Source organism: Pseudomonas sp. I3-I5 (assembly GCF_022699445.1).
Lineage (GTDB): Bacteria > Pseudomonadota > Gammaproteobacteria > Pseudomonadales > Pseudomonadaceae > Aquipseudomonas > Aquipseudomonas fulva.
Map to the genome: position 1 here is coordinate 4,736,885 of NZ_CP093940.1, position 21,688 is coordinate 4,758,572.

The window sequence follows — 21,688 nt, forward strand, 5'->3', positions numbered from 1 at the left end:
ATGAGTAAAGCTAACGATGCCATGTCCCCGGATGCCTCCCCTGGCAAGCTGAACCGCAGCAGCGGTGTGCGCCGCGTGAACAACTGGCCGATGTACATCATCGGTGCTGCGACCGCTATCTTCCTGCTGATCATGATGCTGGTGGCAGCGGATCGGTCGGGTGAGCAGAGCGAGCCGAAGGACAAGAAGAGTGAAAAAACGGGCAACAGTAGCCTGTTTGCCAGTCAGATCAGCGGTATGGACTCGGACGGGATCATCCCAAGCAAGGCAGAACCGCCAAAAGTGCCAGTGCTCGACAACGCGCCCGCGCGCGAACCTGAGCGGCTTCAGGTGGTGCGCCCGGACAACCTTGATGCGCCGCCATTGCCTCCGCGTGCGTCGCAGCCAGATGTGAATGCGGACGAGTTGCAACGCATTCGCGTAATGAAGGCGCAGCAGTTCCAGGAGGCAGTGCGGGCCAGGAGCACCGTTCAGGTGCAAGCACCGCGTAGCGCAGCATCCTCTCAACCGACTCATGGTCCGCTGGGCCCTCAGGACGCGCTCGCAAACATTGCGGCTGCACGCCAACGGTTGGATGAACAGGCGCGAAGTGATCCAAACAGCGCCTTCAAGGCCCGCATGGCCGAACTGCGTCGTGCAGGCATGGGCGGCGTCGGTGGTGGCGCTGACGGCGACGATGACTCGCCGTTTAGAGTAACGCCTTCATCCGCTCGCAATGCGGGCTACGACCAGTTCGCCGCAGGTGGGAGCGAAGACCGTTGGGCACTGAATTCGAAAGTGGAGGCACCGAGAAGCCCTTACGAGTTGCGCGCCGGCTTCATTATTCCCGCGATGCTGGTGTCTGGGATCAACTCCGACTTGCCAGGGCAGATCATTGGGCAGGTCACTCAGGGCGTCTATGACACTGCGACCGGCAAGCACTTGTTGGTGCCTCAGGGCGCGCGGCTGGTGGGGTCGTACTCCAGCGAGGTGGCCTATGGTCAGGCGCGAGTACTGGTTGCCTGGCAGCGCATCATTTTTCCAGATGGCAAGGCGATGGATATCGGCGCGATGCCTGGAGCGGACGGCCTGGGCTATTCCGGTCTGAGCGATCAAGTCAATAACCACTATGTGCGACTCTTCGGGTCTGCCTTCCTGATGTCCGGCGTAGTGGCCGGTATCAGCTTGAGCCAAGACCAGAACAACAGCAGCAGTTTTGGTGGCGGCAATCAGCGCGAGAGTGCCAGCAGCGCCATGAGCGAAGCACTGGGTCAGCAGTTGGGTCAGGTGACGGCCCAGATGATCGCCAAGAACCTGAATATCGCCCCCACCCTCGAGATTCGCCCTGGATTCCGTTTCAACGTGATGGTCACCAAAGACCTTACGTTTTCCAAGCCTTATCAATCGTTTGACTACTGATGGACTAAGTCAAGGAGAGGACTATGAACAGACCTACCGCGTTTAAATCGGCTCTGGGCTTAGTGGCTGGTATCGGGCTCGCCCTGCAAGCCCATGCTGGGATTCCAGTGATCGATGGAGCGAATGTGGCGCTTAATAAGGTCACTTCTATTGAAAGCATTGCCCAGACGGCAAAGCAGATCGAAGAGTATGCAACGCAGGTTAACCAATACAAGACACAGCTTGATCAGTACGAAAACATGATCAAGAATACTGTCGCCCCTGCAGCTTATATCTGGGATGAAGCGAACAACACGATCAACAAACTGATGCGTGCCCAGGATATGCTGGACTACTACACCAATCAGGCGGGTAGTTTCGATTCCTATTTGGATAAGTTCCAGGATACAAGCTACTACAGGAACTCCCCCTGCTATGGGAGCGGCGGATGCTCAGCTGAAGACGAGGCGGCCATTCAGAAACAACAGGACATGGCCACTGCATCCCAGAAAAACGCAAACGATGGGATGTTCAAGAGCATCAAACAGCAGCAAGAAAACCTGAAAGCGGACGCTCGGCAGCTTGAGAGGCTCCAACAGGCCGCCACCACTGCCGATGGACAAGTGAAGGCCATTCAATATGCCAACCAACTGTCTAGCCAGCAGGCCAATCAGCTACTTCAACTGCGTACCTTGATGCTGGCGCAGCAAACCGCCGAAGCCAACCGTCATGCTGCAGAGCTCGATGAGCGAGCACGTGGCGAAGCCCAGAATCGCAGGCTCACCGATTGGACTTATAAAAAGAGCCCTAAAGATGATTTTTAATGGAGAAGTTATGAAAGTGTTTAGCGTAAAAGCTGCCCTCGTGCTGGTCACTGCCGGGTTGCTGGCAGGTTGCTTTGGCGAAGACGTACCGCAGGCTACGGCTGAAAACTGCTCGCCCGTTATGTACGAAAAAGTCCTTGCAGAACTTTCGAAAGAGGCCAGTAAAAATGAGTTCAAAGCCAACTGTGATAGTTTCTTGTCTTCCAAAAAAATGACGGATTGGGAATTTAAGAAAAGTCCGAAAGACGATTTCTAGTAAGGAATGAGTTTTATGCTTGGCAAACGTCGGGATTTGTTCGTAAACGCCTTGGCTATCCTCGCCATTCTGTCAATCCCGGCGGTGGCTCAAGCGGCGGGCCCCGGGTTAGGCAGCTCGGGAATCATGAACGAAGTGCTCCATCGCTTCCGTGATGCCACCCAGGAATGGTTGCCCGCCATTCAGGCTGCTGCTGAACGGCTGTTTTTGGCACTGACCGTGATTTCCATGGTGTGGACGTTTGGGCTCATGCTGCTCAAAAAAGCCGACATTGGCGAGTTTTTCGCAGAGCTGATCCGGTTTCTGGTGGTGTTCGGGTTGTTTTGGTGGTTACTGAGAAATGCCATGCAGGGCCTCCAATTGGCTGAGAGCATCGTGAGATCATTGAGCGAACTGGGATCGACAACCGGTAATATTGGTACTACTGATCTCCAGCCGTCTACCATTGTCGACATAGGGTTCGAACTCTATGACCGGACAGTTAAAGCGACTGATAAGCTGAGCTGGTACCAAATGGGCCGGCAGATCACTATGGAACTAATGGCAATCGTTGTTCTGGTCGTCCTGGCCGTAGTGGGTATCAACCTGCTAATACTTCTGGCATCGAGTTGGTTCTTATTGTATGCCGGTGTGTTTTTCTTGGGCTTCGGCGGCTCGCGATGGACTTCTGATATCGCCTTGAACTATTACCGAGCGGTATTAGGTGTCGGGGCCCAGCTGTTTTCGATGGTCCTTCTTGTCGCCATTGGCAAACGTTTCATTGAAGACTTCGCTAACCGCATCAGCGACAAAATGGCAGTGCAAGAGCTGGCTGTGATGCTCGTAGTCTCTGTGCTGCTACTTTTACTTGTTCACAAAATTCCGCCCATGATTGCAGCGCTGGTAGGTGGCGCAGGCAGTGCTTCATCGGGCATCGGAAACTTTAGCGCAGGCGCGGTAGTGGGTGCGGCAACTACCGCTGTTTCGATGGCTGGAAAGGGTGCATCTGCAGTCGCCAGCGGCGGGGCAAACCTGATAGGTGGTGCGCAGGCTGTGCATGCCGCATTCAAAGGAGCGCAATCAAGCGTCGCATCTGGCTCCGACATTGGCTCGCGCATGGCTAGCGGTCTTTCCGGCATGTTGGGTGGCGGCACCAATGGGGGCCAAGCGGGTTTACCTGGCGGCAAAAGTAGTAGTTCGGAATCAAGTCCTCTCAGCTCAGTGATGGGCCTGTCCTCATCATCGAGTGCGGGAAGCGTACAAAGCGCCTCCTCTAGCGGAGGCGAACAGTCCTTGACCAGTGCAGGTGCAGAGTCGTCTGGTTCATCTGCTGGCGGGGCGCAAGAGAGTGTCGCTGACGCTGGAGGTGGAAGCACAGCTGGGGGCAGTAACGACTCTGCAACCGCCGCTGGCGCTGCGGTTGCTCAGGGGGGTAGCACCTCTTCCGCCTCAAAAGACGCTGCAGGCAGCACCGCTGGCAGCGGTTCAGCTCAGACCTCCTCAAGTAAGTTGGGTAATGCGGGACGTGTCGCTTTGCAAACCACAGCGAATCTAATCTCAGGTTCAGGCCGTGTGGCGCAGGCGCGCGTAGACAAAAGCTCGGGCGGTAAGCTGGCTCAGGCAGTGAGCAATAGCGGCCAGCGTACATCAGGCAACTTGGACACGCAGTCAAAAAGCCGTGACTTCAACCCCGACGCAGAAGTGAAGAGCTTCAGCGAGCGCAAACAAGATTTGTCCTGACCTGGAGGTCGTTGTGAAGAACTCAATACGCTCAACTCAAATACTGTTGGCCGCCACGCTTGCACTGGCTGTTGTGAGCCCAGCCCAAGCCGGTGACCCATGCGCCACAGTACTGTGCATGTTCGGCAAGCTCAAAGGCACCGGTGTCGTTGAAGGCTGCGAGGGTCCAGTAGCCGACTATTTCAATATCGTTAAGAGAAAAAAGCATGGTGGTATCAAGTGGAACGATACCGCTAACGCCAGGCAGTCTTTCCTGGATAGCTGCCCAGCAGCTGACTCGGATAAGACCAAAGAAATTAACAACAAATTTGGCAAAGTGATCTAGGCCCACGCGCATGCCCATCGACGCCCCGCCTCCGCTCCCGCCACTCGAAGAGCCCATCGTGTGCTCGGTCATGGCCGCCGTTAAGTACGAGCTGCCCGTGAACATCGTGCTCGCGGTGGCAGCTCAGGAAGGCGGCAAGCCGGGCCAATGGGTGCGCAATACCAATGGCACCTACGACGTAGGCCCCATGCAGTTCAACACCAGCTACCTACGCGAGCTCGCCCGTTACGGCATCACTGCCCAGGATGTGGAGCAAGGTGGCTGCTATGCCTACGACTTGGCGGCTTGGCGCTTGCGCGGCCATGTGCGCAACGACCGTGGCGACTTGTGGACGCGGGTCGCCAACTACCACTCGCGCACCCCCGCCATCAATGCCCGCTATCGCCAGCAATTGATGCGTCGGGCGGCCTGGTGGGCCGATTGGCTGGATGAGCGCTTCGCCACGCAGCAAGTAGCACAAGGCGCCGTCTTGTCTACTGCCCCGGGCCAAGCGCCTGTCGTTGCGGCGAGCACCTTTTTTGAAGCGACGCCGGTCGTTGAAACGCAGCCAGCCGTGGCCCAGCCTAAGGCAGCGACCGCGTATGTGCCGCGAGGTCTGGTGCTGGGCGGCAAATGATAGTGAATGTACTGCGCGGTGACATTTCAATCAGCGCAAACCGTGAGTTGTTCACGTTGTTGGATACGCGTGTAGTGGCCCCAATTTCGGGATTTATCAGTATTCTTCGATCAACTTAGCCGGATGACCCATGCGAATACAACCTGTCAAGAGCCATCCGGAGACGGAGGTCACGGAGGATAAATGAGTAGAACCGACATTCTGAGTACATGGGTTCCCGCCGCTGCAAGTAGCGCCATTCAAGGCTGCTGGTCTCGCCTGCGTCTGAGCTGGCTCGCCACGCTGGTCCTGGGAGCGTTCGTGCTCCTGCCGGCTACTTCCTCTGCACTCCAAGCCAAGGAGATTTCCATGCAAGACAATCAAGGCCAATACCAACCCTACACACCTGGCATGAAGCTACCAGAGGGTGTGTTCCCACCTATGCAGGGTTATACACACGAAGATTTGGTAGGCGCTGCAGCCAAGCGTGCCGAGGCCGTGCTCAAGCGTGGTGGCGTGGATCCAACACTGGTACGCGAATCGTTGATAGCGCTAGCCAAGCACTTCAACCAGGCGCTTGAAGCCCAGAATGTCGAGTACCAGATATCGACCTGGTATCAGAAACCTTATGCAAACCCTGCCGATCGCGACAAAAGCGTCGCTGACATGGCGGAGACCTTCGGCGCACTGGCCGTCCGGGCCGCAACTGAATCTCTCAAGGGGTCGCCGTTGCTGGACCAAGACAGGGAGCTGCTTGGTGAATACATCAGCAGTGCCGGGGATGGCGTTCACGATTTGATCGCTGGCCTGGAAAAGCCAGGCGCCTGATCGTTATCCAGAGCGGTACCGAGAGCCCGTACCGCGCTACGAGCACCATAGGGACATGAAATGAGTGATGCCAAGCGCTTTACGGTGTACTTCGATGGCACCGGGAATAACAAAGACCTGAATACGCCGGAAGGTACGCAGACTAACGTCGCGCGCCTTTTTGAACTTGATACGGCCAAGGGCACCAACTTGGCACGCAACTCAGGGCATGTTCCGCAGCAGTACGACACGCAGGAGCGTTCGGGCCAGTCTGAGAAAATCTATTTCGATGGCGTGGGCAGCCAAGGCCAGACATCAGGGCGCTCGCTCATCGAAGGCGCTACCGGGCGCGGCGCACAGGAGCGCGTTGACCAGGCCTACGACGCTATCGTGGCCTTTCATAACAAGTATCCCGGTGAGCAGGTTGACGTAAATATCGTTGGCTTCAGCAGGGGTGCATCGCAGTCCAGGGCGCTCGCTAACAAATTCATTGAAAGCGGCGTGCCTAAGCTCGACGGGCAAGGCAAGCCTACTGGGGATTTTCTGATTCCCCCTGGGCAAGCGCACGTCAACAAGCTGGGGATCTTCGACACTGTGGCCACCGATGGCCTGTCCATTACAGACACGCACCTGGGCAAGAATCTCGAAATCGGCAAGAACGTCGATTCGACTACCCACTTGGTGGCCATGAACGAATACCGAGATACGTTCAGGTTGACCAGTGCGCTGCGCAATGACAATAACGGCAAAATCGAGGAGCTGAAGTTCGCAGGCGCCCACTCGCAGGTCGGTGGTGGCTATCAGAATGACGTGCTGGCCGCGGGTCCTCTTGCCGTGATGTACGATCGCTTGCAGTCGGCAGGCATCGAACTCAAACCGATGCACCAGGAAGATGTGCAACGCGTCGAGCAGTACAATGAATTGATAAAGGATCCGCAGAAGGTCCAAGCAGCGCTCATTGATTCACGCCTGATAAAAGGTGAAAAGGCATTTTCCCAAGACGAGAACGGCGCCTACAAAACCCTCGACAATCAGCCCTTTCCTCTGGAAAGAGGGACGCTCAATGTCTTTGATCGCCAAAGCCGGCCTTTCGATCACGAACCCGATGGCAGGGGCGTGATTTTCGAGAACGACGACAGCCTGAGCCGCAGCAGCGTCACCCGTGGCCTGGAAGGGCTTGGTGGCAGTCTTAAGGCGTTGGGCCAGAATGCGCTGGAAGCCACATCGCGTTTTGTCGGGCTTGATACGCGCAAGCAGGCCAAGCAAGACGGGCTTGACGTCATTGATCAGCTGCAGGCGGAAAGAGCAGCGGCTGCGCAGAAGCAAGTTTCTGATTTGACGGGCGACCTGAAGGCATCGCGCCCCAACGCGACTTACATCGAAGGCATAAAATTACAACCTGTCCCAATTCCCAAAACTGCTTCGCACGCCCAGGAACTGGATCCTCTCTCGCAGCCACGTAACGAGTCGTTCAAAGCGATGGAAGATAAGGCTCGTGCCATGAGCCCATCAGCAACTATTAATGAGGCTTCCCAATCCGGGCGCAAGGCTACCAGCGGTATGGTCGTTGGCATGGACGAACACCATATCCTTCAAAAGGTCGGTCAGACTGATCAATTCGTGATCCATGACCGGCGTGACGTCGACCCTAACCGAAACTTCCAGGTAGGCAAAAGTACAGCCATCGTCAACGAGAAAGGTATTGGTGAGCTGGGGCGTAGTACCCCACCCAAGATCGAACTTGATGTGGGGCTAGGTCAGGCGATGCGTAGATAAATCCATCTCGACCTGCAGACCTTGCCAGTTCACGTGTTGTACGCGTCGCTCGGCAGTCAGTTGCCGGCCTGATCGCAGGCGCTACCCCACAAACCTGAGAGTCCAAAATGACTGAAAAAAACGATGCCTATTCGTGCGATACACGCGGCATGAAGCTGCCCGATGGGGTCTTCCCCCCTATGCAGGGATATACCCATGAGGACTTGATAAGCGCGGCGGCAGTCCGTGCCGAAGCGGTACTGACCAAGGATGGTATGGACCCCACGCTGATTCGGGAGTCGCTATTGGCAATGGCAAACTACCTCAAGCCAGCATTCGAGGCCCAAAACGTCGAGTACCAGATCTCGACGTGGTACCAAAAACCATATGCGGACCCGGCGGATCGTGGCAGAAGCGTTGCTGACATGGCCGAAACCTTTGGCGCTCTCGCGGTGCGAGCCACCACCGAATCTCTGCGAGGCTCTGCGTTATTGGACAAAGACTGGGATTTTATCCGTGAGTACATCAGCAACGCGGGGGACGGCGTGCACGACCTGATCGCTGGCTTGGAACGGCCAGACGCCACACCGGATGTGTAGGGTCACCAGGCCGAGTGAATGAGGACACCAAGCTCGTCGAACGTTCTCTCACGACTTAGTCGAGGTAGGCACCCTGTTCTGGTGCAACATTGGTCTGCTGAGCCTCATAACTTCTCGGCTTCGCCTGTCTTGTGAGGCCAACGCATCAACAGAAAAACACTTCAGAAGGACGCAGGCCACTCAACGACCAAACTTCAACCATGGAAAATACCATTGAATTTCATTCCTCATTATGGAGGAGAGTGATGAACCAAAAAAAACGTTGGCCTCAAGGACGCTGTGGACTAATGCGCGGCGGCCTACTGGGCTTTGCACTGACTACCAGTCTGGTAGCGCTGCTGATCAATTCCCCTGTTCAAGCAAAGGAGCCAACCATGGCTGATAAAGACTACACCTACCACCCCTACACCCCTGGCATGAAGCTCCCCGACGGTGTCTTCCCGCCCATGGAGGGTTACACCCATGGTGACCTGATCGCAGCCGCTCAGGTCCGCGTTGAGGCGTACATGAAAGCGCACGATATCGACCCGACGCTGATACGTGAGTCGTTGATCGCACTGGCGGCGCACATGAATGAAAAGTTCGAACGTGAAGGCGTCGAATACCAAGTGTCGAGCTGGTATCAGAAACCCTACGACGATCCTGCCGCACGAGCGCGCAGTGTCGAGGCGATGAGCGAAGAGTACGGTTCTGCGACCGTCGAAGCCGCCGCAGAATCGATGGACGGTTCGCCATTACTGCATCAGGGCAGGGAGTTCTACAAAGGTTACATCGGGGCGGCAGGTGATGCAGTTCGTGATCTCATCATCACGCTGAACAAACGAGACGCCTGACCGCGTACCGGCGTGGTATGCACGCCGGCTCGCGAACACTCAAGCCTTACAACTGCATAGGGACGTGACATGAGCGACGCTCTGCGATTTTCGGTCTTTTTTGATGGCACCGGGAATAACAAAGACCTGGACCAACCTAAAGGCATGCACACGAACGTGGCTCGCCTGTACGACCTGGATAATGCCCAAGGTACCAACTTGGCCAGAAACTCCGGTCACGAGCCCGCTCAGTACGACAGTACCTTGCGTACGGGACAGTCCGAGAAGGTGTACTTCGACGGCGTCGGCAGTCAGGCACAGACGTCCGTTCGCTCGGCACTGGAAGGTGGGACGGGCCTGGGCGGGCAGGAGCGGGTTGAGCAGGCGTACAACGCCATCGTGGCGTTCCACAACAAATACCCGGATCAGAAAGTCGATGTAAACATCGTCGGTTTCAGCCGTGGTGCTGCCCAGTCGCGTGCCTTGGCCAACGAGTTCATTGATCGTGGTGTGCCCAAGCTCGATGACCAAGGCAAAAGCACGGGCGAATATCTGATTCCTCCCGGACAAGCTCACGTTCACAAGTTGGCGATCTTCGATACCGTTGCTTCCTATGGGAACGCCTTGTCCGACGAGCACTTGGGCAAGAACCTGGAAATCAGCAAGAACGTCGACTCCACCACTCATCTGGTGGCCAGTAACGAATACCGCGGTACGTTCCGGTTGACCAGTGCACTGCGCAATGATGACAACTCCAAGATCGAAGAGGTGAAATTCCCTGGTGCGCATTCGCAGGTGGGTGGCGGGTACAGGGATGACGACCTAGCGGCTGGGCCACTTGCCCATATGTACAACAGCCTTGAGGACGCCGGCTTTGATCTCAAGCCAATGTTGCAAGAGGACCTCCAGCGCGTCGGACGCTATAACGACATTATTCAAGATCCTGCCAAGGTTCAGGAGGCCCTGATCGATTCTCGACTCAAGGATGGGAATCTGGCATTCGGACGGGGTGAAGACGGCTCGTATATTGTCTTGGACAATACGCCGTTCATCGGTGAGCGAGGCACGGTGCTGAGCTCTAATCGCCAGACTCGGCCGTTCGATCACGAGACGAATGGTCGAGGCGTGATTTTTGAAAACGACGACTCGCTGAGCAAAACGCGGATCCAGCGTGGCGTGGAGACGGTCGGGACATGGTTTGAGAAAGCCGGCGATCAACTCAAGAACCGGGCTGCGGAATTCGTGGGTAAGCGTCCCGAAGTCAGTCAAACTGTCGACAAGATGGGCGACGACCTCTTCGACAAGCAGCTCAAGCAGTTGAATGCGCAGTCTACGGCGCAGAGCCAAGCCATGAAGGCTGCGATGACGCAGTCCAGGCCCGACCAGGCCTACATCTCTAGCCTGAACCTGCAACCTGTTCCCATACCCGGTCAGAAAAACCGCCCGGGCGAGGAAGATACTCAGGCCCGCCAACGTGGTGAATCCCACAAAGCAATGGAGGAAAAGGCTAAGTCGCTAAACCCTGGGGCCAGTATTCGCGACGCTGGGCAAGAGGGCCGCTCTGCCACCAGTGGCATGGTCGTGGACATGGATGATCACCACATCTTGCAGAAGGTGGGGCGCTCCGATCAATTCGTGATTCACGACCGTCGTGATGTGGACCCCAACCGTAATTTCCAGATTGGTAAAAGCACGGCCATCGTCAACGAGAAGGGGCTCGGCGAGGTCGCGCGCGACATGACACCCAAACTCTCCCTCGAAACAGGACTAGGCCAGGCGATGCGCAGATGACGCACACCAGCGCACATTGCGCCCCTGCACCTGCCGATCAGGTGGCAGCGCCGGGCGTTCGATTTCAGACCGGTGCGCTTGAAGCGTTGAAGTGGCTGGCATTGTTGTTGATGACCGGCGATCACGTGAACAAGTACCTGTTCAACGAGACGCTCCCCTATCTGTTCGAGGCTGGCCGTGTCGCGATGCCGCTGTTCGTGATGGTGCTGAGCTACAACCTGGCGCGCCCGACGACTTGGCACAAGGGCGGCCACCGGCGTACCGCCTGGCGCCTGCTGGGCGCCGGCCTGCTCGCCACGCCGCCGTTCATCGCCTTGGGCGGGCTGTGGTATGGCTACTACCCGTTGAACATCCTCTTCACCCTGCTGGTCATCACGCTTACCCTGGCCGCCTGCGAGCGCGCCTTGGCAGGCCAACGCTGGGCGTGGTTCGTGGCACTGATGGTGTTCGTGCTCGGCGGCGCACTGGTGGAGTTCTGGTGGCCGGCGGTACTGCTGGGGCTGTGTACGACTTGGTTCGTCCGTCGTCCCAATCCGATAGCCGCACTGGGCGCAGTGCTCTCGTTGGCATCGCTTACCTATGTCAATGGCAATGCCTGGGCCATGGCTGCCCTGCCCATCGTGCTGCTGGCGCGCGGCCTGTCACTGAACGTACCGCGGTGGCGCTGGCTGTTCTATGCCTATTACCCCCTGCACCTTGCGGCGCTTTGGCTGATCCGTATCCCCATGGCCAAGGCCGGTTACCTGTTCCTGATTTGAGGAGTGCTTGATGAAAATGCCCACCCCCATCAACCCGCCGGCGGATGATGCTGGCCAAGGTATCGAGGCGCAGGCCCAGGCATTGGCCGCCGAGCAGGCTGCGCTGCTGCAGGGCAGTTCGGTACAGGCCCGCTACGATCAGGCCCTCGGCGAACTGGTGGAGCAGAAAGCCGATCAGGCGGGTGCGCTGGAACAGCGGCTGGAGAACATGCTCGATCGTCAGCAGGCGCAATTGCAGCAGAACATGGCCTCACGCCCAGGCATGATCGCCCTGCCCTCCACACGTGCTGCCTGGGAACAGGCGAACCAGCGCTGCCAGGCACGGTTGCAACAGTTGCAGGCGCGCCTGGAACGGGTACAGGACCTGCACCATGGCATGGGTCTGTACTCTCCGCGTATCGAGGAGATGGCGGCGCGCCAGTTGCGAGCCGAGCAACCTGAACTGGTCGAGCAATGGAGCCTGCAACGCCAGGCCGAGCGCAGCTTGACCGAAACACAGCGCCGCAGCCTCACCCAAGAGCTGAGCCGTGGTCGGACGCCATCACCATGACGCCAACCCTTTTTCCCACTCACTTCATCCTTTCCGGAGCCCATCCATGAAGCACAACAACGCCGTTGGGCCGCAAATTCGCGGCGAGAGGCGCGGCGGCGCCAGCCGTTGGCAAGCTTTGCTGGCGCTGGCGTTTTTGCTCGCCGGGTTGGCCACTGCCACGCAATATTTCGCCTATCTGTTCAACTATCACGCCGCCCTTGGGCCTAACCTCAACGGGGTCTATGCCCCTTGGATGATCCTGGTGTGGGCCGCTCGCTGGTCGACCGAACAGCAGGACGCGCTGATGACCGCAGGCTCCGTCGGGGTATTGGTCACAGGGGTTGGCCTGATTGCCGTGGTGGTGGTGCGCATGATCACCAACAACAGTGCCCAGGCCAACGCCTTCCTGCACGGTTCGGCGCGCTGGGGTGGGCACAAGGACATCCAGAGCGCGGGTTTGCTGGCCGATGAAGGCGTGTACGTCGGCGCCTGGCTCGACAAGCGCAACAAGCTGCATTACCTGCGTCACAACGGGCCGGAACACATCCTCACCTTTGCCCCCACGCGCAGTGGTAAGGGCGTGGGGCTGGTGATTCCTACCTTGCTGTCGTGGAAGCACAGCGCCGTGATCACTGACTTGAAGGGTGAGCTGTGGGCGTTGACCGCAGGGTGGCGTCAACAGCATGCGGGCAACCGCGTGCTACGGTTCGAACCGGCAACCGCCAATGGCTGTGTGGGTTGGAACCCGCTGGAAGAGATCCGCCTGGGCACCGAGTTCGAGGTGGGTGATGTGCAGAACCTGGCCACGCTGATCGTCGACCCTGACGGCAAGGGCCTGAACGACCACTGGCAGAAGACCTCCCAGGCCATGCTGGTCGGCTGCATCCTGCACCTGTGCTACCGCGCCCAGGATGAAGGGGGCGTGGCCAGCCTGCCGATGCTCGATGCCATGCTGGCCGATCCCTCCCGGCCCATTGCGGAGTTGTGGGAAGAGATGACCCATTACGGTCACCTGGACGGCGAAAACCACCCGCTGGTGGGCTCTGCCGCGCGCGACATGCTCGATCGGCCGGCCGAGGAAGCCGGCTCGGTGCTGTCTACCGCCAAGTCCTACCTGTCGCTGTTCCGCGACCCGATCGTGGCCCGCAACGTGGCGCGCTCGGAGTTCAAGATCCGCGACCTGATGAACCACGACGACCCGGTCAGCCTGTTCATCATCACCCAGCCCAACGACAAGGCGCGCCTGCGCCCGCTGGTGCGAATCCTGGTGAACATGATCGTGCGGCTGCTGGCCGACAAGATGGACTTCGAGGACGGCCGGCCCAAGGCCCATTACAAGCACCGCCTGTTGATGATGCTCGATGAGTTCCCAAGCCTGGGCAAGCTGGACATCATGCAGGAGTCGTTGGCGTTCGTGGCCGGTTACGGCATCAAGTGCTACCTGATCATCCAGGACTTGTCGCAGTTGCAGGAGTTCTACGGGCAGAACGAGAGCATCACCTCCAACTGCCATATCCAGAACGCCTACCCGCCTAACCGCGTGGAAACGGCCGAGCACCTGTCCAAGCTGACAGGCCAGACCACCATCGTGAAAGAGCAGATCACCACCAGCGGGCGCCGCTCCAGTGCGTTGCTCGGGCAGGTTTCGCGCACCATCCAGGAGGTCCAGCGCCCCTTGCTCACCACCGACGAAGCCCTGCGCATGCCCGGCCCGCGCAAGGACAGCCAAGGCAACATTCAGGAAGCCGGGGACATGGTGGTGTACTGCGCAGGTTACCCAGCCTTCTATGGCAAGCAGCCGTTGTACTTCCAGGACCCGATCTTCCTGGCCCGCGCCAAGGTGCCTGCGCCGCGCGAGAGCGATCGCACCATCGATCTACGGGACACTGTGACCCCGGCATGAAACGTCCGCTGAGCGTGGCCGCCGCCTTGGCCATCCTGTGTTTCCTGTTGCTGCCCCTGGCGCTGCACTGCGGCGCCAGGATCAATGTGACCAGCAGTTTCCCGCCCGGTATCTATTGGGTAGTCGACAAGACGCCGGCCAAGGGCGACTTGGTGATGTTCTGCCCGCCAGAGCAGCCCTTGTTCGATTTGGCCCATAGCCGTGGCTATGTGGGCAGCGGGACATGCCCTGGCGGCTACATGCACATGCTCAAGCGCCTTGTGGCCGTGGCGGATGACGAGGTGGACTTCGCCGAGACGGGCGTGCGGGTCAATGGTCAGTTGCAGGTGCGCAGCCAGCCGCTGGCCAAGGACCCCAGTGGGCGGAGCCTGCCACGCCCGCCTCAGGCTCACCTGCGCCTGGCGGGCAGCGAGGTGCTTCTGCTCTCCGACTACAGCAGCCTGTCGTTCGACGGTCGCTATTTCGGTGTCTTGCCACGCAAGCAAGTGAACGAAGTGGTCAGGCCTTGGCTGGTATGGCAGCGCGAGCCACGTTGAGCGCTGGGGCCTTAATCCCCAGCCTCACTAATCCGAGCAAATAATTGCAGTCATGGTACTTGGCAATTGATGCTTTTTTGCTACTATTGAAACTCCCTCCTGATCATCTGGAACGCCCGTTCTAGAGCCTCCGAATTAAGTTTCAGTTAAGTTTTCCCGGCTAGCGTAGGAAATCAGTCCACACCGACTGTGATTTATGCTCAATGCCTGTCATCTAAATCCCAGCATTGCCAGAATCTTTCACCGGTAAAATGGATTTGCCTACTCACCGTCAAGAGGATGAATCATGCCCGTAAAGGACCCATCCAAGGTCGTGCCGCAGGTCCCTGCGGAGAGCGCCGATGCCGCCCTGAAGCACATTGTCGACGGCTTCCTGCGCTTTCATCATGACGTTTTTCCTGAGCAGCAAGAGCTGTTCAAGAAGCTCGCCACGGCGCAAACGCCGCGCGCCATGTTCATTACCTGCGCCGACTCGCGCATCGTGCCGGAGCTGATCACGCAAAGCTCGCCGGGCGATCTGTTCGTTACTCGCAACGTCGGCAACGTGGTCCCGCCTTATGGCCAGATGAACGGCGGCGTTTCCAGCGCCATCGAATACGCCGTCATGGCGTTGAAGGTGCATCACATCATCGTGTGCGGTCACTCCGACTGCGGCGCCATGCGCGCCGTGCTCAACCCGCAGTCGCTGGCCAAGATGCCGACCGTCAGCGCATGGCTGCGTCATGCCGAAGTAGCCCGCACCGTGGTCGAGAACAACTGCACGTGCGAAACCGAGCACGAGAACATGCAGGTGCTGACCAAGGAAAACGTCATCGCCCAGCTGCATCACCTGCGTACGCACCCCTCCGTTGCTTCGCGCCTTGCCGCTGGCGAGCTGTATATCCATGGTTGGGTGTACGACATCGAGACGAGCAAGATCGAAGCCTACGACGCCTTGAGCGACAGCTTCCTGCCGTTGTCGGCAGACCAGCCAGTGCCCTGCGCTACTCCGAGAGGCCGCTACTAAGCGACCCGACCACCGCTGAACCTTGATGGCCGGCTACACCCCGCTGGGGTGTGGCGTGGCCGTCTGCTGCCCTGAATTCCCTGACTGGTGTGCCGGCTTCTGCGCTGGCGGCTTGCTGCCGCGCGCCTGTCGGGGCTAAACGTGCCCGCGGCCAGAGGAATGGCCGTGCGATAGAGAAAGGAGTAATACGGTGAACATTACACAGCTGAAAGCGGCCCTGCCGCGTGAGTTGCTGGCCTCGGTAGTGGTCTTTCTGGTGGCCCTGCCCTTGTGCATGGGCATTGCGATTGCCTCCGGTATGCCGCCGGCCAAGGGACTGATCACCGGTATCATCGGCGGCATTGTCGTCGGTTTTCTTGCCGGTTCCCCGTTGCAGGTCAGCGGACCGGCAGCTGGGCTGGCGGTGTTGGTCTTTGAGTTGGTGCGCCAGCACGGCATGGCCATGCTCGGGCCGATTCTGCTCCTGGCAGGGATACTGCAGTTGCTGGCCGGGCGCCTGCGCCTGGGCTGCTGGTTTCGAGTGACGGCGCCTGCGGTGGTGTACGGCATGCTGGCGGGTATCGGGGTACTGATCGTGCTGTCGCAGGTCCATGTGATGTTCGACACGGCGCCTCAGCCGTCGGGCATGCAGAACCTGCTGGCGTTCCCCGCAACCGTCGCTGGGGCATTGCCACTGGAAAGCGCAGGCATGGGTTGGCAGGCCGGTGCATTGGGGTTGGGTACCATGGTCATCATGTGGGGCTGGGAACGGTTGCGGCCACAGCGTTTGCGCTTCATTCCGGGGGCATTGCTGGGCGTGACAGCCATGACTGCCATCAGCCTGTGGCTGGCGCTGCCGGTGAACCGCGTGGAGGTACCGGCGGACTTGTCCGAGGCCATCGACTGGATTCGGCTCGATGACCTGATGAAACTGACCGACCCTAGCCTGCTGGTGGCTGCCTTCGCACTGGCATTCATCGCCAGCGCCGAAACCTTGTTGTCCGCCGCAGCGGTGGACCGCATGCACAGTGGCCAGCGCTCGGATTTCGACCGGGAACTCTCGGCCCAAGGCATCGGCAACATGCTGTGTGGCGTACTGGGCGCGCTGCCCATGACCGGCGTGATCGTGCGTAGCTCGGCCAACGTTCAGGCCGGCGCACAAACCCGGGCTTCGGCGATTCTGCATGGCGTGTGGCTGTTGGCGTTCGTGGTGGTGCTCAGCAGCATCTTGCAGCAGATCCCGATTGCAAGCCTGGCCGGGGTGCTGGTGTTTACCGGGATAAAACTGGTCGATCTCAAAGCCTTCCGGGGCCTTGGACGCTATGGCCGGATGCCGATGTTCACCTATGCGGCCACCGCCTTGGCGATCATCTTCACCGACCTGCTCACGGGCGTCTTGCTGGGCTTTGCCCTGACGTTGCTCAAGCTCGCCTTAAAGGCAGCACGCCTGAAGATCAATCTGGTGGACCTGCCCAAGGCCGGGCACATGGAACTTCGCCTGAGCGGCGCGGCCACCTTCCTCAAGGTGCCGGCGCTGACCAAGGTGCTCGACGGCGTACCGGCCGGCACCACCTTGCATGTGCCGCTGGGCAACCTCAGTTACATCGACCACGCCTGCCTGGAATTACTCGAAGACTGGAGCCGCAGCAATGCAGCCAATGGCTCCAAGCTTCGCGTCGAGCACAAGCGCTTGAAACGGCGGGTAGAGGGACGGTTACGTACCACGTCCGGCGTCGGCGCCTGACAGCGGGCCGTGGCCCAGGCCGGCCATCGCAAGAACAGCCAGCCTGGCCCTGCTCAGGCTGGCTGGCCGAGCTCCACGCCCAGCTGACGTGACAAGCAAGGCCAACGTTTCCAGGCGGCGCCGGTTTCAGGGCTGCTCAGCTTCTCGCGGTAGGCCTCTACGGATTCGGCGGCGAAGCTCTCGTCGTCGAGCATTTCATCGACCGAATGGTGCACCACTTCGTCGAGCTGATTGGCGAACGCCTCGCCGATCAGCTGGTGAGCGATCAGGTTGGCAACGGTGGTATCGACGGGGATGAGCGGCTGCTGGAAGTGCCGGATGTACAGGTCGTTCACCTCCTCCACCAGGCGATGGGCCAGATAGGCCTCATCCAACAGGCAGTCCAGGCCGACATGCCCTTGCATCACGCTGGGCGGCTGCAGGAAGTAAGCCTCGGCAATCTTCAGCACCGGCGTGATCTGCGACTCGATGCCGGCTTCACGCGCCACCTCATGAGCCGCTTCGAGCAGTTCCGGCACTTGATCGATGTAGGCACCCACAAAGCGCGCCAGCGTGTCCTGAGCACCCTGCTCCGGCAATTGAATGGACGGGTGCAGGTGCGGCAGTTGCAGCGCGAGACGTTTTTTCAGCTGGCCGGTCTGGCCTTCATGTTGATGGGCTTGATTCACCTGCTCGCGTACAGCAGCGATGTTCATGACAACTCCAAGGACAAAACGTTTCAAACGGAAGACACTAACTTAGCTGGATATTCAATTAAGTTAAGATCCATTTGTTATAAACGGATCCAATCCCTGTGGCATCCAGCATATATGGCGTTCCCTGCCTGACGGTTTTCCTTCAATTACACCGGTTTAGAGCCTTGAGGCGGCGGATGAAGTTCATTTCATGAAGAGCCTCGCCCACCGTGCTGATCCTTCCGGGCAGCCTGAAAAGGCCAGTGCAGGCCGTGGCGCCGCGCCGCATGCGCAGCATGTCGGCATCGCGTACCCTACTGCCTACCTTGTGCGCTGTTCGCCACAGCGATCGTCGACCTCAACCTGTTACCGAGCCCATGACCCGAACCCAGAAAGCCGTCTTCATCATCGCTGCCCTGATCGTTGTGATCATGGGCCTGATCCTCAACAATGTGCTCAACGCCAAACACGCCCCGAGCGCCACCGAGCTTATCGATGCTGGCATCATCCTGCTGCCGCAAAGCCGGACGGTGGCTGGCGTGACCATGACCAACCAGGATGGCCAGCCGGTGCAGCTGGACCAGCTGAAAGGCAAGTGGTCGCTGCTGTTCTTCGGCTATACCTACTGCCCGGACATCTGCCCCACCACGTTGGCGCAGCTGCGGCAGGTAAAGAGTGAACTGCCCAAGCAGGCGCTGGACCGCTTGCAGGTGGTATTGGTGAGCGTGGACCCCAACCGCGACACGCCGAACCAGCTCAAGCAGTACCTGGGTTATTTCGACAAGGACTTCATGGGGCTGGCCGGTTCCGTGGAAGACACTCAGAAGCTGGCCAATGCGCTCAGCATTCCCTTCATCCCAGCCGATACCAGCAAGCCCGGTTACACCGTGGACCACAGCGGCAACCTGGCCATCGTCGGCCCGGACGGCCGTCAGCGTGGCTTCATTCGTGCGCCGTTCGACAGCCAGAAATTGGTGGCCCGCCTACCTGGTCTGGTCCAGGGCGACTGAGCATCGCTCAGGGCCCTGCGCGGGGCCTGGCCTCTGGGGCGATAGCACAGGCGCATTGCCCCCGTGCTTGTGTCACGCGCCAGTAGCAACCTTACCCTGGGTCGCCAGGCGACCCAGGGCGCAGGCTCAGAACGCGGGTACTACAGCGCCTTTGTACTTCTCGGTGATGAACTGCTTCACCTCAGGCGAATGCAGAGCGGCTGCCAGCTTCTTCATGTCCTCGCTGTCCTTGTTGTCCGGACGCGCGACGAGGATGTTCACGTAAGGCGAATCGCTGCCCTCGATGGCCAGCGCATCCTTTTCCGGGTTCAGCTTGGCTTCCAGTGCATAGTTGGTGTTGATCAGGGCGGCATCGACCTGGGTCAGCACGCGCGGGATGGTGGCCGCTTCAAGTTCGCGGAACTTGATGTTCTTCGGGTTCTCGGCAACGTCTTTCACAGTGGAGAGGATGTTGGTGTTGTCCTTGAGCTTGATGACACCAGCCTTGTCCAGCAGCAGCAGAGCACGGCCACCGTTGGTGGCATCGTTGGGGATGACTACGGTGGCGCCGGACGGGAGTTCGTCGAGCTTCTTGATCTTGGTGGAGTAAACGCCCAGCGGTTCGATGTGCACGCCAGTCACGCTCACCAGGTCAGTGCCCTTGGCCTTGTTGAACTCATCGAGGTAAGGCTGGTGCTGGAAGAAGTTGGCGTCCAGACGCTTTTCCGCCACCTGTACGTTTGGCTGGATGTAGTCGGTGAATTCCTTCACCTTCAGCTCCACCCCTTGCTTGGCCAGCAGCGGCTTGACCACATTGAGAATCTCGGCATGCGGTACCGGCGTAGCGGCGACGGTGAGGGTATCGGCCTGGGCCGAGAAGGCCGCGATGGCGGCAGCGACAGCAAGCAGCTTCTTCATTGATCACTCCTTGTGAGGGCCGCGACGGCCCCCGAACGGGTCGGTCGAGCCGACCCCATTGGGGTTACTTACGGGAAAAATGCACAACCAGCCGGTCGCCGACACTTTGCAGGACCTGCACCAGCACCAGCAGCAGCACCACGGTCACGACCATGACGTCGGTCTGGAAGCGCTGGTAGCCGAAACGAATCGCCAGGTCCCCCAGGCCACCGGCACCCACGACACCGGCCATGGCGGTGTAGGAAACCAACGTGATGGCCGTGACGGTGATCGCGGCGAAGATCCCTGGCCGGGCCTCAGGCAACAGCGCGCTGGTGATGATCTGGCGCGTGGTGGCGCCCATCGACTGGGTAGCTTCGATGATGCCGCGGTCCACTTCGCGCAGGGCGGTTTCGACCAGACGTGCAAAGAACGGGGTAGCACCCACCACCAGCGGCGGGATCGCACCTGCCACGCCTAGCGATGTACCCGTGATCAGCACGGTGATAGGGATCATTACGATCAGCAGGATGATGAACGGCAGCGAGCGCAGGATGTTGACCACCAGCGACAGCAACGCGTACACGCCCTTTTGTTCGAACATTTGCCGCGGGCCGCACAGGAACAACAGCACACCGAGTGGCAGGCCGAGCAGTACGGTGAAGAACAGCGAGCCGAACAGCATGATCATGGTATCGACGGTTGCCAGCCAGATTTCGGCCCAGTCGACGTTGGCGAAGAAACTCAGGGCGTCCATCAACGCAATACCTCCATATGAACATCAGCAGCCTTGAAGCAGGCAAAGGCCGCTTCCATGTCGCCGCCGATCAGGGCAAGCGTGAGCTGGCCGTAGGGGACGTCCTTGATGCGATCGATACGCCCGGCAAGGATGCTGTAGTCGACGCCGGTTTCACGGGCGACGGTGCCCAGCAGCGGTGCATAGGTCGCGTCACCCTGGAAGGTCAGTCGCACGATGCGGCCTGGCACATGGGCGAAATCGTCGCGCTGCTCGCCTTCGTCGACTTGCTCGTCTTCCTGCACGAAGCGTTTGGTGGTGGGGTGCTGCGGATGGAGGAACACGTCCGCCACCGAGCCCTGCTCGACGATCTGGCCGGCGTCCATTACTGCCACCCGGTCGCAGACACGGCGGATCACGTCCATTTCATGGGTGATCAGCACAATGGTGAGCTTCAGCTCACGATTGATCTCGGCCAGCAGCTGCAGTACCGAGGCGGTGGTCTGCGGGTCCAGGGCGCTGGTTGCTTCGTCACACAGCAGAATCTTCGGGTTGGTGGACAAAGCACGGGCAATGCCGACGCGCTGCTTTTGACCACCCGACAACTGCGCAGGGTACTTGCGCGCATGGTCCGACAGACCGACCCTGGCCAGAAGCTCGACCACGCGTTTGTCGATCTCGGCGCGCGACAATTGGCCAGCGAGGGTGAGTGGCAGGGCGACATTGTCGGCGACGGTCTTGGACGCCAGCAGGTTGAAATGCTGGAAAATCATGCCGACCTGCTGGCGAAAGCCGCGCAATTGGGTGGCATTGAACGCGGTCACTTCTTCACCGTCGACAATGATCTTGCCGCCGGAAGGCTCTTCCAGGCGGTTGATCAGGCGCAGCATGGTGCTCTTGCCGGCCCCGGAGTGGCCGATCAGGCCAAACACCTGGCCATCCTCGATCGTCAGGGTCGTCGGATTCAGGGCGGGAATTTCTCTACCGGCAACGCGGTAAGTTTTGTGTACCTGTTGGAACTCGATCACGTAGCGAACCTTGTGGGGCGCATGGAAATTGATTCAGCGGTGGGCT

At 59.2% G+C, this 21,688-nt stretch carries 22 protein-coding genes; 17 read left to right on the forward strand and 5 right to left on the reverse strand.

Annotation, left to right across the window (positions count from 1 at the left end):
* The 4 genes from MOP87_RS21325 to trbL are packed head-to-tail and all read left to right on the forward strand — an operon-like array spanning nt 1 to nt 4,176.
* Complete coding sequence (locus MOP87_RS21325; RefSeq protein WP_027913260.1) at nt 1–1,398, forward strand: TrbI/VirB10 family protein; 1,398 nt, start codon at nt 1–3, stop codon at nt 1,396–1,398.
* Between the two features lie 23 nt (nt 1,399–1,421).
* Complete coding sequence (gene trbJ, locus MOP87_RS21330) at nt 1,422–2,201, forward strand: P-type conjugative transfer protein TrbJ (RefSeq protein ID WP_033694858.1); 780 nt, start codon at nt 1,422–1,424, stop codon at nt 2,199–2,201.
* A gap of 10 nt (nt 2,202–2,211) precedes the next feature.
* Nucleotides 2,212–2,457 (forward strand): entry exclusion lipoprotein TrbK, encoded by a 246-nt coding sequence (gene trbK / locus MOP87_RS21335; protein WP_111475819.1) that lies wholly within the window; start codon nt 2,212–2,214, stop codon nt 2,455–2,457.
* A gap of 15 nt (nt 2,458–2,472) precedes the next feature.
* The gene (gene trbL / locus MOP87_RS21340; protein WP_242809967.1) at nt 2,473–4,176 is read left to right on the forward strand and encodes a P-type conjugative transfer protein TrbL; all 1,704 of its coding nucleotides are present in this window, start codon (nt 2,473–2,475) and stop codon (nt 4,174–4,176) included.
* Nucleotides 4,177–4,207: 31 nt separating this feature from the next.
* Here trbL and MOP87_RS21345 read toward each other — a convergent pair whose 3' ends face one another.
* Nucleotides 4,208–4,519, reverse strand: a complete 312-nt coding sequence (locus tag MOP87_RS21345) for a hypothetical protein (protein WP_241194853.1) — start codon at nt 4,517–4,519, stop codon at nt 4,208–4,210.
* On the opposite strand from MOP87_RS21345, the gene MOP87_RS21350 reads away from it, so the two are divergent.
* The 12 genes from MOP87_RS21350 to MOP87_RS21405 all read left to right on the forward strand — a co-directional run bounded on the left by MOP87_RS21350 (nt 4,512) and on the right by MOP87_RS21405 (nt 17,318).
* Nucleotides 4,512–5,117 (forward strand): muramidase, encoded by a 606-nt coding sequence (locus MOP87_RS21350; RefSeq protein ID WP_111475821.1) that lies wholly within the window; start codon nt 4,512–4,514, stop codon nt 5,115–5,117. The two genes, MOP87_RS21345 and MOP87_RS21350, sit on opposite strands and share 8 nt — an antisense overlap.
* 348 nt (nt 5,118–5,465) lie before the next feature.
* The gene (locus MOP87_RS21355) at nt 5,466–5,924 is read left to right on the forward strand and encodes a hypothetical protein (protein WP_027913256.1); all 459 of its coding nucleotides are present in this window, start codon (nt 5,466–5,468) and stop codon (nt 5,922–5,924) included.
* A gap of 60 nt (nt 5,925–5,984) precedes the next feature.
* A complete protein-coding gene (locus MOP87_RS21360; RefSeq protein ID WP_059183493.1) occupies nt 5,985–7,679 on the forward strand; it encodes a DUF2235 domain-containing protein in 1,695 nt (564 codons plus the stop codon).
* Between the two features lie 107 nt (nt 7,680–7,786).
* On the forward strand, nt 7,787–8,257 hold the full coding sequence (locus tag MOP87_RS21365; RefSeq protein WP_027913255.1) for a hypothetical protein: 471 nt from the start codon (nt 7,787–7,789) through the stop codon (nt 8,255–8,257).
* 245 nt (nt 8,258–8,502) lie between these two features.
* Complete coding sequence (locus tag MOP87_RS21370; protein WP_231977362.1) at nt 8,503–9,090, forward strand: hypothetical protein; 588 nt, start codon at nt 8,503–8,505, stop codon at nt 9,088–9,090.
* Between the two features lie 69 nt (nt 9,091–9,159).
* The gene (locus MOP87_RS21375; protein WP_145278678.1) at nt 9,160–10,860 is read left to right on the forward strand and encodes a DUF2235 domain-containing protein; all 1,701 of its coding nucleotides are present in this window, start codon (nt 9,160–9,162) and stop codon (nt 10,858–10,860) included.
* Complete coding sequence (locus tag MOP87_RS21380; protein ID WP_242809968.1) at nt 10,857–11,618, forward strand: TraX family protein; 762 nt, start codon at nt 10,857–10,859, stop codon at nt 11,616–11,618. The genes MOP87_RS21375 and MOP87_RS21380 overlap by 4 nt, the downstream gene beginning before the upstream one ends.
* Nucleotides 11,619–11,628: 10 nt before the next feature.
* Nucleotides 11,629–12,168, forward strand: coding sequence for an IncP plasmid survival protein KfrC family protein (locus MOP87_RS21385; RefSeq protein ID WP_023532599.1), 540 nt, complete (start codon nt 11,629–11,631; stop codon nt 12,166–12,168).
* A gap of 46 nt (nt 12,169–12,214) precedes the next feature.
* Nucleotides 12,215–14,053: a type IV secretory system conjugative DNA transfer family protein gene (locus MOP87_RS21390; protein WP_027913252.1), complete on the forward strand. Its 1,839-nt coding sequence runs from the start codon at nt 12,215–12,217 to the stop codon at nt 14,051–14,053.
* Nucleotides 14,050–14,589, forward strand: coding sequence for a conjugative transfer signal peptidase TraF (gene traF / locus MOP87_RS21395; protein ID WP_027913251.1), 540 nt, complete (start codon nt 14,050–14,052; stop codon nt 14,587–14,589). Before MOP87_RS21390 ends, traF begins: the two co-directional genes overlap by 4 nt.
* Before the next feature lie 286 nt (nt 14,590–14,875).
* Nucleotides 14,876–15,595, forward strand: coding sequence for a carbonic anhydrase (locus MOP87_RS21400; RefSeq protein ID WP_023532649.1), 720 nt, complete (start codon nt 14,876–14,878; stop codon nt 15,593–15,595).
* A 190-nt stretch (nt 15,596–15,785) separates the two neighbouring features.
* Nucleotides 15,786–17,318, forward strand: a complete 1,533-nt coding sequence (locus tag MOP87_RS21405) for a SulP family inorganic anion transporter (protein ID WP_132579013.1) — start codon at nt 15,786–15,788, stop codon at nt 17,316–17,318.
* 53 nt (nt 17,319–17,371) lie between these two features.
* Here the strand turns inward: MOP87_RS21405 and MOP87_RS21410 are convergent, their stop codons facing one another.
* Nucleotides 17,372–18,013 (reverse strand): hypothetical protein, encoded by a 642-nt coding sequence (locus tag MOP87_RS21410; protein ID WP_027913249.1) that lies wholly within the window; start codon nt 18,011–18,013, stop codon nt 17,372–17,374.
* Nucleotides 18,014–18,369: 356 nt separating this feature from the next.
* Here MOP87_RS21410 and MOP87_RS21415 point away from each other — a divergent pair, with 356 nt between their 5' ends.
* Nucleotides 18,370–19,002 (forward strand): SCO family protein, encoded by a 633-nt coding sequence (locus tag MOP87_RS21415; RefSeq protein ID WP_206405052.1) that lies wholly within the window; start codon nt 18,370–18,372, stop codon nt 19,000–19,002.
* A 126-nt stretch (nt 19,003–19,128) separates the two neighbouring features.
* Here MOP87_RS21415 and MOP87_RS21420 read toward each other — a convergent pair whose 3' ends face one another.
* The 3 genes from MOP87_RS21420 to MOP87_RS21430 form a co-directional block, all read right to left on the reverse strand.
* Nucleotides 19,129–19,899, reverse strand: coding sequence for a MetQ/NlpA family ABC transporter substrate-binding protein (locus MOP87_RS21420; protein ID WP_027913247.1), 771 nt, complete (start codon nt 19,897–19,899; stop codon nt 19,129–19,131).
* A 64-nt stretch (nt 19,900–19,963) separates the two neighbouring features.
* Nucleotides 19,964–20,644, reverse strand: a complete 681-nt coding sequence (locus tag MOP87_RS21425; protein ID WP_173645902.1) for a methionine ABC transporter permease — start codon at nt 20,642–20,644, stop codon at nt 19,964–19,966.
* On the reverse strand, nt 20,635–21,642 hold the full coding sequence (locus MOP87_RS21430) for a methionine ABC transporter ATP-binding protein (protein WP_027913245.1): 1,008 nt from the start codon (nt 21,640–21,642) through the stop codon (nt 20,635–20,637). Before MOP87_RS21430 ends, MOP87_RS21425 begins: the two co-directional genes overlap by 10 nt.
* Nucleotides 21,643–21,688: the final 46 nt, after the last annotated feature.